The following is a 12181-nucleotide window of genomic DNA, read 5'->3' on the forward strand; positions in this document are numbered from 1 at the left end:
GCCCTATGTCCAAGAAAAGTCACACTATTTTGGCAAGCCTATCCTTTACAGTCGCCAGGAATTAGACTCAGAAATGGATGCACATTAGGCCTGCCTTAAAGTACCTGCAAGCATCTGCCTTAGTCCGTTGTAGGTGGGCCTTCGAGAAAGGAATCCACCATGACTCACTCCTCCCACCAGGACAATCCACTTCCCTATGCGCAGCGTCGTGCAGAAGATGTACCCGGACACTGGCTGCTCGCGCGGCTGGGCAAACGAGTGCTGCGGCCAGGCGGTTTGGAACTCACCCGCAAGTTGCTCAAGCATGCCGGTCTTAGTGGTGCTGATGTCGTCGAGTTGGCACCGGGCTTGGGGCGCACCGCCACCGAACTATTAAGTTTCCAACCTGCCAGCTATGTCGGTGTGGAAAAAGACGAAGATGCCGCACGCATTACCGGTGAGATCGTCAAAGACACCGGACGCATGGTGCATGCTGATGCCGCGGATACCGGTTTGCCCGATGCTCACGCTGACGTCGTGCTGGGTGAGGCAATGCTAACGATGCAATCGCCGAACGGAAAACAAAAGATCGTCGACGAGGCCGTGCGGGTGTTGCGACCAGGTGGACGCTATGCGATTCATGAGCTCGGCTTGCAACCCGACGATCTTGATGATGAATTCAAAACAGAGCTGCGCAAAAACCTCGCGCGGGTGATTAAGGTCAATGCCCGCCCGCTCACCGTGGTTGAGTGGACCGAGCTTCTCGAAAACGCTGGCTTAGTCGTCGAATGGACAGATACCGCGCCAATGGCGCTGCTAAAGATGCGCCGCAATCTTGCCGACGAAGGACTGCTGGGTACGTTGCGCATCATCAAAAATGCCTTACGCGATAAGGAGGCCAGGCGCCGCATGTTGGCAATGCGCAAGCTTTTCAACGAACACAGCGATGTCTTGCGCGGTGTGGCTTTGGTGGCCCGGAAACCGAGCTAGAACCAACCAAACGACGAGGTTAAGGCGCGCAACTCGCAGAAAATACCACGGTAATTCTGCTGAACTTCACATCCCCACCAGATTAACTATCGCTAAAATGAAGGATGAATCCAATCACAGAAAGGATGATCTATGAGCTACGTTAACATCACTGCCCTTTCCTTCCCTGAAGGTGCTGGCCCGGAAATCGAGCAGCGCTTTGCGCAACGCGCAAAAGGTGTCGACAAGGCCGAAGGCTTTGAAAGCTTTGAGTTGCTGCGCCCCGTCGCCGGTGAGGATCGCTACTTCGTCGTCACCCGGTGGGACAGCCAGGAAAACTACCAAAAGTGGGCTGATGCACGGCCAGCAGGCAACCATGTCGAAGACGAAAAGCGTGGCATGTCCGTCGACGTGCTGGGCTTTGAATCCATTCAGCTCGAAAGCTAACTCATCAAAAATCTTCACAGGCACGACAAGCGAAACCGCGGGCCCGGAAATCCGGAACCCGCGGTTTTCATTATCCCCCGGTTGCACGCGCTAACTGGCGAACCAGCCAGCGCGGCCTGTACTAGTTTTAAAGCTCGCTAATTGGGGTACGGTGTGGCAACACGCGCGGGCGCTTACCCGCGATGTCGGTTGCGTCCTTTAGTGTGGTGTATCTGTAACTGACGGTGAGGGTCTGATGGATGCATGAGGCGACCACCGTAGTACCTTTCGAATGAGAGTGGGTGTGGGAACCTAACCCGCATGAGGAGGGGCCCGACCCCCGACGTGTCCACTTTCCGGGGGTCGGGCCCACATTCTGGGCGCAGGTATGCGCCAACCTGGCCAATCGTGGGGTCAAAGACGTCTTTATCGTCTGCTGTGACGGGCTGAAAGGCCTGCCAGAGGCAGTTGAGGCAACCTGGCCGAACTCTATGGTGCAAACCTGTATCGTGCACCTGATTCGCGCCGCTAACCGGTGGGTAGCCTACGGGGATCGCCGGGGCGTATCAGCCGCGTTGAAAAAGATTTACACTGCCACGGACGAGCCCACAGCACAGGTTGCTTTAGACGAATTTGAAGCCTCCGAGCTGGGTGAGAAATATCCCCGCTCAGTCAAGGTCTGGCGTGATGCGTGGGCGCGTTTCGTACCGTTTCTGCAGTTCCCACCAGCAGCCAGAAAGGTAATCTATACGACGAACTCCATTGAGTCGTTCAACAACCAGCTGCGTAAAGCTACCCGCAACAGGGTGCAGTTCACCAACGATGAATCAGCGATAAAGACGCTGTGGTTGATGATCTGCAACATCGAAGACAAACGAGCCGCAAAGAGGGCAAAGCAAGGCAAACGAGTCTCAGCGACAGCCGGCAGACTCATGGAAGGAGCCCGAGTTTCCGGCTGGAAACAAGCCATTAACCAAATGGCCGTGGCCTACCCCGACAGCTTCGACAAATACCTATAAACCTACCCCCACACACAAACAACTTGACACCCTCCGAACAAGCAAGCATTGATAGATGCAGGTCTGCACTACATTTTGTCGGTGAAACCCCACCGTGCCTGAGGTGATTGAAACCTGGCGGCGGGAAATCCCTGGTGAAGCCTACGCCCACGGCCAGATCTGGACACAAGCCTCGGCAAGCGATGCGCGCAAACACACAACCCCGAATACGGTGACCCACTTCCAGTACTCCTATGATCGGGCCAGACGCGGCCTGCGCGGAATCAAAGAGCAAGTCGCAAAAGCCAAACGCGCTGTTGACGGCGAAATCGCCATTAAGCGCAACCGCTATTTCGATCTTTCCACCCCGAACAAGAAGGTCAACTACGCTCTCGCTGCCAAACACCGAGCCCTAGCCGGAATTAAAGGCTATGAAACCGACCTGACCGCTCTTCCCGCCCAGGAGGTTATCGGGCATTACCGCAGGCTATTCCACATTGAAAATGTCGTATCGGATGTCGAAATCAGACCTGAAAGCACGCCTAATCTATGCGAGGAAACAAAACTCGATCACAGCACATCTCAATATTGTGATGGCAGCACTAGCCGTGACCCACCTGATGGAGACCCGCAGTGGTCACTTCATCAAACGCCTCGTGAGAACACTCAAGAAATACCGCAGCTTTCAACTCGTCGTTGGCGGCGAAACCATTCACGCCGCCGTACCATTCCCGCCCGACCTCACGGCCACCATCCAAGTAATCACCGGCCGCGAACTTCCGCACAAAATTGGCCTAAGTCAGGTTAGAAGGGAATCAGCACACCGTCTCGTGGGATTCGTGCTCTGGGTGCTCAATCTGGATGGTGGAGTGCTCGATACCGTGTTCGCGCAGGGCCTGCTGGGCGGCATCCAACAGCGGGCCGGTGCCGACGGTGCCGTCGCGCACGATATGCACGGTCGTGAGCACGTTCACGCCGTCCAGGCTCCACAGGTGCAGGTCGTGGATGTCAGCAACGCCCTCGACCTGCCGCAGCGCGGGCTCGATCGCACTGGCGTCGAAGTCCGCCGGGACTTGCTCGAGCAGCACGCTCGTCGAAAGCCGCATGAGCTGCCAGGCGCGCGGCAGCACCATCGCCGCGATCGCTAGGGAGGCGATCACGTCCGCCGCCACAAACCCCGTGGTCAGTACCACGATGCCGGCCACGATTACTGCGACAGAGCCGAGCATATCCACTAACACGTGCAAGAACGCGCCCTCCACGTTGATCGAGGATTTGCGGTGCCGGTGCAGAACCCACGCCGATAGCGCATTCGCCACCAGGCCGATCACCGCGATGATCAGCATCGTTTTTCCCTGCACTTCGGCCGGGCTCTGCAGGCGGCGCACCGCCTCGACGACAATCCACACCGAGATCGCCAGCACCATCACTGCGTTCGCCAGTGCAGCAAGCACCTCCACTCGTCGGTAGCCGTACGTGGCCTGAGCCGATGCTTGTCGGCGCCCAACCAACACCGCTGACACCGCGATGATCAACCCCGCAGCGTCGGAAAGCATGTGCATCGCATCCGCCATCAGCGCCATCGAACCCGCCAACCAGCCGCCGATCAGCTCCGCGAAGAAGACGGTGCCGGTAATGCCTAGCGCAATCAAGAGTGCGCGCAGCGGCGTGCTGGAGTGATCGTGGTCGTGGTGCTCGTGTGCCATGCACTCAGCCTATCCCCGTCGACGCTTATTGACAATTAAATGCAAATGGATGGCGGTAAGCGCAGCCACTGAGGCCAAGTCGGCCTGCTTTAGGTCATTGTGCAGTTGTCCTTTGAATGTGTAGAGAAGCTGAAACATGAACAACCAAAAAGTAGGGTTAAGTAGCAGAATGTGTGTCCGTTCGGCGTGTTGCGGGGCGGGTACACGGTTAGTTACTTCATGGGGTCTTTTCTGATTCCTATCGAGTGTTCGTACTCGGTTGGGATAGCGTTGTCGTAGAAGGCTGGTCGTGAGGTTACCCTCGTTTAGTGGACACCCGATTAGTGCGGATCTTGTGTCCGTAGGAGAGGATGTTCATTGTGAGTTCGTCAAGGAAGAAGTACACCCCGGAGTACCGGCAGGAGGCCGCCAGACTGGTCATTGAGTCTGGGCGCCCAATCGCTCATGTGGCTAAGGAAATTAGCGTATCGGCCACAATTTTAGGCAGGTGGGTCAAACTTGAGCGGGAACGCCAAGGCTCGGTAGATGGCCGCAGTGATGCCGATATACGGGCCGAAAACGCTCGCCTGCGTCGTGAGTTAGCTGAGGCCAAGATGGATAATGAGTTCTTGTCAAAAGCCACCGCCTTCTTCGCTGCGAAGCAACGCGATCGGAAAAATTTGAGCTAATGCAGCAGGAGAAGGCGAACTACAGCATCAAACGAATGAGCAGGTTATTAGAGGTTTCTCGTTCTGGCTACTATAAATGGCAAAAGGCTCAAGCAGTACGGCTTCGTGGTGAAAATCAGCGTCAGAGATTCCTCGACCAGTTAGACAGGAAAATTCATGACATCTGGGAAGATTCTGACGAAGTCTACGGTGCCCCACGGATTACTGCAGAACTCGCCGAGGGTGGGGTCTATGTGAATCGCAAAACCGTGGCCAAACGCATGCGGATGATGGGTATTGAAGGCATCTCACCCAGGGCGTTTGTTCCCGTAACGACGATTCAATCCAAGCGGAAGTCAACGCTTCCAGACCTAGTGAAACGCCTATTTGATCAAGGGCAGCTTAATCGAGTGTGGATGTCGGATATTACCTATCTACGCACGAGTGAGGGCTGGCTGTACCTATGCGTTATCCGCGATGGACACTCCCGCCGAGTCCTAGGCTGGTCCATGGATAGTGTGCAGGATTCTTACCTGGTTGAACGTGCACTGCGCATGGCTTATACCCTGCGTGGTGAAGTACCCGACGGCGTGGTCTTCCACGCCGATCGTGGTACCCAGTTCACCAGCGAACAGCTGTGGCAGGTCTGTCAAGAACTAGGGATTGCACAATCGGTCGGCCGTACTGGTGTCTGCTTTGACAATGCGATGGCCGAGTCGTTCTGGTCGACATTGAAGACCGAATTTTACGATCGGAAGGAATGGCGAACCCGCAACGAAGCCCGGAAGGCGGTGGCTCGCTGGATTGAGATTGTCTACAACCGGCGCCGTCGCCACTCGTCCATCGGGATGGTAAGCCCCGTCGATTTCGAAGCCCAGCTCGCTGATCAAAATGGTAATAAGAAGGCCGCTGCTTAACCCCTAAGCAGCTTAACTACGTGTCCACGATTTGCGGGCAACCCCAGAACGTCTATCATGTCGAATTCGCCTAACCGGGCTGGCAACAAAAAATTAAAGAACGCCCTATGGCAATCGTCTTTTGCATCGATCAGATTCCACGAGCGTTCCCGGCAATTCTATGAACGAAAACGCAAAGAAGGCAAAAGACACAACGCCGCAGTCGTCGCACTCGCACGCCGGCGCCTCAACGTTCTCTTCGCCATGATGCGAAACGGCGAGCTCTACCGAGACATCTCCACAGTCCAGGAGGCCGCAGCAGCCTAGAACCAACAGACCCTCACCTCAAGCCGATTGCACAGCAAGCCCAATCGGCTCCTCACCGTGCCCGAAAACAACATCCACAAGGAAAAGCAGAAACCCTTCACACCCCCCCCAACAAACTCACCCACGGAATTGACAAACTATATAGGAACACCTCCCTGGGCGATGGTGCAGGCGCGGAGAGCGCCGCTGTTGCCGATGCCGCGCCCAACACCGCGACGGTAGTAGAGTACCCGCTGCCGGTGCAGGAGTTTGCGGTGACCCGCTACGATTTGCCCGCCGGCACCACGGTTTCCACGCAGCTTCCCGGACCGGCCATCGCCCTGGCTACTTCTGGTGTGGTCACGGTAAACGACCTGGAGCTAGCCCCGGGCGAGGCCGCCTGGTTGCCGGTAACCGGCGGCGACACTACCCGCCTTAGCGCGGCCGCGGGTAAAGATTCGCAGCTCTTTATCGCGGCGGCGCGCCCTGCGCGGCAAGTAGCGCTACCGCGCCGCTGGGGACGCCGCCGCGCGACAAGTAGCACTGTCGCGCTAACCGGCGCTATTTACGACATGGTGGGGCGGCGGAACGCAGCTGCGGCGGCTAGCAGCACTACGGTGAGTGCTACCATCCAGGCCACGAAAGCCCAGACTGCGGTGCCGGGCTGGCCGGTGGCAAGGATTTCGGCGCTTGGCGTGCCGTCGATGGCGGCGCCGGCGCGGGCGGCGAAGGTAAGCGGATTCCACCGGGCGATGGGTTGAACCACACCAGCGAATTGCTCCACGGGCACGAGGCCGCCGTTAAGTGCCATGGCCGCCATGATGATGGGGGCCGGGCCAATGGCGGCCTCCGGGGTGGCGCACATCGCGCCCACCATGGCCGATAGCGAGGCGGCCACCACCGCGCCGAAGATGATGACTAACAGCACCCAGCCAAACCCGGCCAGCGTGTGAATACGCAGGCCAGAAGCCACGGAAACCAGCAGCACCGCGCAGCCGGAGATAAGGCTGCGTAAGGAATCGAAACACCAGCGGCCGAAGATCTCCGGGCTGGTGCCGTAGCGCGTGGTCGCGATGCGGGTGGTGATACCGCGTTGGCGTTCCTTAATTATCTGCGCGGCGGCGGAGGTGCCATTCATCAGTTCGCTGGAAAGGATGAGCGCGATGGTAAGCGGTAACGCGTCGAGCGTGGCAGAGCCTTGCGAGGCCGCCATGAGGTCGCCAAACAGCCACCGCATGACCAGGAACATCAAAACGGGACCAGCCACGGTATTGGTAATTACCGCGCTATCGCGGCGGGCGGCGCGCAGGTGCCTTCCAAAATGCGTGGCGACAGTGGACAGCCAGGTGGTGTCGTGCGACACGGTGGCGGTGGTGTGGTTAGTCATGTTTCCTCCCCTGGAAAGCGGTGATAAAGCCCCATACGCCAACGACGGTCATGGCGATGAGCCAGCACAGTGCTTCGACTCCGCGCGCCCCCAGGGCAGCGCCACCTAGTAGGTTGCGGGCGGTGTCCAAGATGGGAGATAGCGGTACGTGCCGGATGATGGGGCCAATGCCGCCGGGCAGCGCATCCGCAGGCACGAATGCGGTGGAGAACATCACCATGACCAGCACGAGGTTTTGGAAGAGCAAGGACGCCGAGGTGGGCTTGGGGGCCAACAGGCAGGAGCCATCGATAAACGCGGAGAGGATGATGGTGAGGGCGGCGAAAAGGGCGATGGTAAGGATAATACGACCCGGTCCGGCAGCGTAGCGGGCACCGAGCAGGATCGTGGTGAGGACGACGATGCTGCACGACCACGCGGCGCGGGTGAGATCTGCCAGCAGCCGGCCGACGACCGTGGCCCAGGCGGGCGTCCCGGTGGCGCGGATGCGGTCGTGGATGCCGTTTTCGGCGTCACGCGTAATCGCCAAGGAGGAGCCCCCGGCGGCGAACACAATCGCCTGAATAACGCCGGCGGGCAGGAGGAAGGCGGCGTAATCGATGCCGAGTTCCGTCGAAGCCTTGGCGAAGGTGGCGTAAAAGATGACCATGAACAGGCTGGGTATTGCCACGGCGGAAACCATTACGGCCTTGTTGCGGACGGTGCGCAGGACATTGCGGTGCCACGAGGCAGCGACTGCTCCGAGCGCGTTCACTGGGAGCCTCCACCGGTGTGGGGAGCCTGCTGCGCGATGTCGCCGGACCCGGCGATAGCGAAGTAGACATCGTCCAAGGAGGGCGGAACCAAGGAGACGTCCGCGACCGAGGTGTCGTCGCCATCCCACAAGGCCAGCGCCCGGACTAGGGTGCGGTGGCCATCGGGCGCATCGACGCGCAATACGGTGTCCTCTTGGCGGCAGTCGATGCGGTGTTCTTGCAAGGTGTGGGTGAGGCGTGCGGCATCGTCCGGGCTAGACATCGTGATGAGGCACACCGTGGTGCCATAGCGGTCCTTGAGCTCGGCGGGGGTGCCTTCGTCGAGCACCTTGCCTCCGGCGAGCACGGCGACGCGGTCTGCGAGCTGGTCAGCTTCTTCCAGGTATTGGGTAGTAAGCAGGATCGAGGTGCCGTCGGCCGCCAGCCCGCGGACGGTATCCCACACGGAGCTGCGCGCGGCGGGGTCGAGGCCCGTGGTCGGCTCGTCGAGGAACAGCAGCGCGGGCGGGACAGTGAGGGAGGCGGCGATATCTAACCGCCGGCGCATGCCGCCCGAGTATGCCGAAACCAGGCGGTCGGCGGCGCCAACCAGATCGAAGCGCTCAAGAAGTTCCGCGGCGCGGGCCTTCGCATCGCTAGCTTTAAGCCCTGCCAGGCGGCCAAAGAAGATGAGGTTTTCCTTGCCGGTAAGCTCCTCATCCACTGCGGCGTATTGCCCGGTCAGCGCGATGGAAGCGCGCACCTTGGAAGGATCTGTGGCTAAGTTGTGGCCATCGATGATGGCGGTTCCGCCCGTGGCGGGCAGCAGCGTGGAAAGGACATTGACCAAGGTTGTCTTGCCGGCACCATTGGCGCCTAGGACGGCGAGGATGCCCCCGCGCGGAATGGCGAGGGTCACACCGCGCAGGATTTCCGTTCGCTTCTTGACTTTTCCCAGGCTACATCGCAGATCTTGGACATCAAGCACCAGGTCGCGGCCTTTTGCGTGGGCGCTGGTTGAGGGGACTGCGGTGGCGCTGGGGTCACCGCTAGCGGTTGCCGTGGTGGGGTTTTCTTTCATGATTCATCCCTGGATATACGTCAACGGTCTATTAGACGGCGCACCGATTCTCCTACCGCAGAAGGAAAACCGATTATTGCCCGCGAACGATGGATTGTGGTCCACGGAGCAAGCGCCTGGGGTAGTGCCAACTAATCCTTAGAAAATGATGTATGTCTAGCGGCACCGGGTCGTGCACAGCGCCCCGCAGGAGAGGGCTGCACAGGTCGGCTGATCGGCGGCGACGCTGCAGGTTGCTGCAAAGTTGAGCATACCATAATTAGGCATGGCATGCTTGACAATTAAGTCGAAGGCCTGTAAGCTACCAAGTGTGAGCTAAGAATCTGGGTATTCCGACTAGTCAGGGTCAAACCGCGTGGCTGACCGTAATTCGTATTGTGGCTCGCGCCTCTCAAGCACAAAGGAGTATCCATGGATTCTCGAGAGCAGATCGAAGATAAGATTCTCTGCGGTCAGCCCTTCCGCCCTATTGAGGACCCGGATCTCTATTACGAGATGATGGAGGCGGCGGAGAAGTGTCACGATCTCAACCAGCTTCGTCCACTTCAAACAGCGGAGAAGCAGGCAGTGATGGCAGACCTGCTTGGTGAACTGGGGGAGCGCTTAATGGTTTTCCTGCCATTTCATGTCCAATATGGCTCGAAAATCAAGGTCGGAGATGGCGTGACCTTCAATCGAGGAACGACGGTACTTGATATGGCCCCGGTGACATTTGGCAATGAGGTCATGGTTGGTCCATGGTGTTCCTTCTTTGCTGGCAATCACGCCTTAGACCCCGTAGAGCGGCAATACATGGTGTGTACCGGGGGTGCGATCACCATACAAGACCATGTGTGGCTTGGTGGCAATTGCACGGTAACTGCGGGTGTCACGATTGGGCATGGTGCAGTAATTGGTGCTGGCAGTGTTGTGACAAGAGATATTCCGCCCATGGTACTCGCAGCCGGTAATCCGTGCCGAGTCATTCGTGATATTGGCCCGGAAGATAAGCTCATGGGGGAGTCTTGGGTTCCTGAGTGGCCTAGTTGGATTACGGATTGAGACGGCTGTGAAAGTTCTCGCGGTCGTCCTGGGTTCTGAGGGTGATATGCTGCCATTTGCGCACCTTGGTGTCGCACTTCGAGATCGTGGCCACCAGTTTGTTTTGGCTGGGTTTAGCGAATTCGGCGGGAGTTTTCGTGCAAACGGGGTGGACTACATCGAGTTACCCGGTGATTACCGGGCGTTAATGAAGCGCCTTTTGGGCGATAGTAAAGGCATGATGGACACTGTCTTAGGTATCCGTGAGATGATATCTGACGCCCACGTTTTCGATGTGTTAGAGCATGCCATGGATGGCGTTGACGTGGTCATGTACACCCAATTCAGTGAAGTTGCTCGGTTGTTAGGGGCTGCACGCGGAGTCCCCAGCGTTCGGGTGCAGGTTTTCCCTACCGAACCCTGCCTCCGTTACAGCCTCGTGGATCCGCGAAAACTGGACGGCTCTGTCGGAGCTCTGGTCACCCACTGGATGTCCAATACTCTGATGGCTTGGGCGATGCGCCCAGTGATAGCGGCATGGCGCCGTAGGTTGGGGCTGCGTCAGCGAGCGCTCTCCTCTCCACCAACCACGATCTACCAATTCAGTCCCGCGTTGAGTCCGCCGGCGCCGGAATGGAAAAACCACATTCACGTCACTGGCGAGTGGCTTGACCCGCACCACAGTGAACTCGCCCTAGACCCAGCAGTCGAGGAGTTTGTGACTGCCGGCTCGGCCCCGGTTCTGGCAAGCTTTGGGAGTATGGTCTCAGATCGCGTTTATGACCTTCAACGATGGACTCGAGACGCGTGCATCGAGCATGGTCTGCGGGCGATAATCGTCGATCCCGATCATGAGCCTGGTGTGAGAGAAGGAATCCTCACCGTCGCCCGGGTCCCGTTCGCGACTGTGCTTCCGTGGTGCCGTGCAGGCATCTGCCACGGCTCACTGGGCACCACCGGGGCGATCCTGCGCGCCGGCAAGCCGTGCCTTGCGGTTGCATTCGGTGGTGACCAACACTTCCATGCCAACGCAGTTTGTCGAAACGGTGCCGGGCCGAACTATATTGACGCCCAGCGAGGCGAACTGAGTGCCCAGTCCCTGGCCGCCGGAATTGCCGATTTGGTAAGTGGAGCATACGACTCCGCAGCCCGCAGGATGCCCGAGTTGCTTGCCACAGACCCGGGTACCGTCGCAGCAGTAGAAATCGTGCTTAATCAGTCCGACCTAGCGAAAGGCGAAAAATGACAGAAATCAGCTGCGAGGGAGTCTTTCCGTTTGTGGCCGGACATCGCACTGGAACCCTCTTGTTTTGCTTCCATCACGCAGGAGGCAGCGCTTCCGTCTATCGTGGATGGGTGGGGGTCAACCCAAGCATTGACGTGGTGCCGGTGGAGCTTCCCGGAAAGGCAACCCGTCGCCGAGAGAAATGGGTAAGCGACTTTGACAAGCTCGCCGATATGTGCGCAACCGAGATAGTAGATCTGGCGGCGGGCGCGCCGATTGCGTTGTACGGCCACTCCATGGGGGCAGCGCTGGCCTACCAGGTTGCTGCCTGCCTGCAGCAGATGCATCGGCCCACTATACCGGAAGCCGTGGTGGTGGCCGCACGGCAGGCGCCCGGAGAAACCGTGCCTGGGGAATACCACTCGTCAATGGGGTTCGGTGCGCTGCGCAGGGAGTTTGAGAAGGTAGGTGGCACACCACCTGAGATCCTTGCCAATGATGATGTGATGAAGCTGCTGCTCGCTGACATTCGTCGCGATTATGTGTTACACGAGGGCTTTCACCATGCAACCACGGTGCTTCGCTCTCCTGTGCTGGCATTGGCGGGGGATAGCGACCCAGCTGTCAGCCCAGAGATGCTTTCCCGGTGGGAAAATTTTACCAGCGGTAGTTTTGAACTGAAGGTCCTGCCGGGTGGGCATTTCTTCCCGCTCGATACTGGAACCGAGTTCCTCGACCTGCTTGCCGGTTTTCTAGCGGGAATTACTGGGAACACTGCCTGGTTAGCGCGGAACAATGCGTGATTGT

10 protein-coding genes and 3 pseudogenes are annotated in these 12181 nt (G+C 58.5%); 9 read left to right on the top strand and 4 right to left on the bottom strand.

The genetic code is table 11. The annotated features are described in order from the left end of the window. The first annotated feature begins 159 nt into the window (after positions 1–159). From ACP8KU_RS00830 to ACP8KU_RS00845, 4 genes and pseudogenes are all read left to right on the top strand, one after another. Positions 160–969 carry a class I SAM-dependent methyltransferase gene (locus ACP8KU_RS00830; RefSeq protein WP_005280722.1) on the top strand — a complete coding sequence of 270 codons (810 nt, stop codon included), beginning with the start codon at positions 160–162 and terminating at the stop codon, positions 967–969. Positions 970–1101: 132 nt separating this feature from the next. Beyond that, positions 1102–1395 (top strand): antibiotic biosynthesis monooxygenase family protein, encoded by a 294-nt coding sequence (locus ACP8KU_RS00835; protein WP_005276388.1) that lies wholly within the window; start codon positions 1102–1104, stop codon positions 1393–1395. A gap of 344 nt (positions 1396–1739) precedes the next feature. Continuing rightward, positions 1740–2393 (top strand): annotated as a pseudogene (locus ACP8KU_RS00840) (IS256 family transposase); the annotation flags it as partial. A 36-nt stretch (positions 2394–2429) separates the two neighbouring features. Then, a pseudogene (locus ACP8KU_RS00845) lies at positions 2430–3157 on the top strand (IS1634 family transposase); the annotation flags it as partial. Between the two features lie 30 nt (positions 3158–3187). Here ACP8KU_RS00845 and ACP8KU_RS00850 read toward each other — a convergent pair. Next, a complete protein-coding gene (locus ACP8KU_RS00850) occupies positions 3188–4078 on the bottom strand; it encodes a cation diffusion facilitator family transporter (protein ID WP_023016542.1) in 891 nt (296 codons plus the stop codon). 350 nt (positions 4079–4428) lie between these two features. Between ACP8KU_RS00850 and ACP8KU_RS00855 the strand changes: the two genes are divergently transcribed. Both ACP8KU_RS00855 and ACP8KU_RS00860 read left to right on the top strand, forming a co-directional pair. Next, a protein-coding gene (locus tag ACP8KU_RS00855; RefSeq protein ID WP_284632127.1) for an IS3 family transposase occupies positions 4429–5642 on the top strand; the annotation gives its coding sequence in 2 pieces (ribosomal slippage) (positions 4429–4702 and positions 4702–5642; 1215 coding nt in all). Between the two features lie 48 nt (positions 5643–5690). Next, positions 5691–5948, top strand: a pseudogene (locus ACP8KU_RS00860) (IS110 family transposase); the annotation flags it as partial. A gap of 544 nt (positions 5949–6492) precedes the next feature. Here ACP8KU_RS00860 and ACP8KU_RS00865 read toward each other — a convergent pair. From ACP8KU_RS00865 to ACP8KU_RS00875, 3 genes are read right to left on the bottom strand one after another with little or no spacing between them, the layout of a single operon-like run. Then, complete coding sequence (locus ACP8KU_RS00865) at positions 6493–7314, bottom strand: ABC transporter permease (RefSeq protein WP_484483823.1); 822 nt, start codon at positions 7312–7314, stop codon at positions 6493–6495. Next, entirely contained in the window at positions 7307–8068 is a 762-nt protein-coding gene (locus ACP8KU_RS00870) for an ABC transporter permease (RefSeq protein WP_014303357.1), read from the bottom strand. Before ACP8KU_RS00870 ends, ACP8KU_RS00865 begins: the two co-directional genes overlap by 8 nt. Beyond that, positions 8065–9129, bottom strand: coding sequence for an ATP-binding cassette domain-containing protein (locus ACP8KU_RS00875; RefSeq protein WP_014303358.1), 1065 nt, complete (start codon positions 9127–9129; stop codon positions 8065–8067). Before ACP8KU_RS00875 ends, ACP8KU_RS00870 begins: the two co-directional genes overlap by 4 nt. 411 nt (positions 9130–9540) lie before the next feature. Between ACP8KU_RS00875 and ACP8KU_RS00880 the strand changes: the two genes are divergently transcribed. Genes ACP8KU_RS00880 through ACP8KU_RS00890 form a run of 3 tightly spaced genes read left to right on the top strand, consistent with a single transcriptional unit; the run spans position 9541 to position 12177 of the window. Beyond that, a complete protein-coding gene (locus ACP8KU_RS00880; RefSeq protein ID WP_014303359.1) occupies positions 9541–10170 on the top strand; it encodes a sugar O-acetyltransferase in 630 nt (209 codons plus the stop codon). Between the two features lie 7 nt (positions 10171–10177). Continuing rightward, positions 10178–11395 carry a glycosyltransferase gene (locus ACP8KU_RS00885; protein ID WP_284643938.1) on the top strand — a complete coding sequence of 406 codons (1218 nt, stop codon included), beginning with the start codon at positions 10178–10180 and terminating at the stop codon, positions 11393–11395. Further along, positions 11392–12177, top strand: coding sequence for a thioesterase II family protein (locus ACP8KU_RS00890; RefSeq protein ID WP_023018093.1), 786 nt, complete (start codon positions 11392–11394; stop codon positions 12175–12177). The genes ACP8KU_RS00885 and ACP8KU_RS00890 overlap by 4 nt, the downstream gene beginning before the upstream one ends. Positions 12178–12181 lie beyond the last annotated feature (4 nt).

The sequence above is a fragment of the Corynebacterium sp. LaCa_282 genome, from assembly GCF_057198125.1.

Bases quoted from the DNA above. Each gene is read 5' to 3' on its own strand.
- ACP8KU_RS00830 (WP_005280722.1), top strand. From the start codon at position 160: ATGACTCACTCCTCCCACCAGGACAATCCACTTCCCTATGCGCAGCGT.
- ACP8KU_RS00835 (WP_005276388.1), top strand. From the start codon at position 1,102: ATGAGCTACGTTAACATCACTGCCCTTTCCTTCCCTGAAGGTGCTGGC.
- ACP8KU_RS00850 (WP_023016542.1), bottom strand. From the start codon at position 4,078: ATGGCACACGAGCACCACGACCACGATCACTCCAGCACGCCGCTGCGC.
- ACP8KU_RS00865 (WP_484483823.1), bottom strand. From the start codon at position 7,314: ATGACTAACCACACCACCGCCACCGTGTCGCACGACACCACCTGGCTG.
- ACP8KU_RS00875 (WP_014303358.1), bottom strand. From the start codon at position 9,129: ATGAAAGAAAACCCCACCACGGCAACCGCTAGCGGTGACCCCAGCGCC.
- ACP8KU_RS00880 (WP_014303359.1), top strand. From the start codon at position 9,541: ATGGATTCTCGAGAGCAGATCGAAGATAAGATTCTCTGCGGTCAGCCC.
- ACP8KU_RS00890 (WP_023018093.1), top strand. From the start codon at position 11,392: ATGACAGAAATCAGCTGCGAGGGAGTCTTTCCGTTTGTGGCCGGACAT.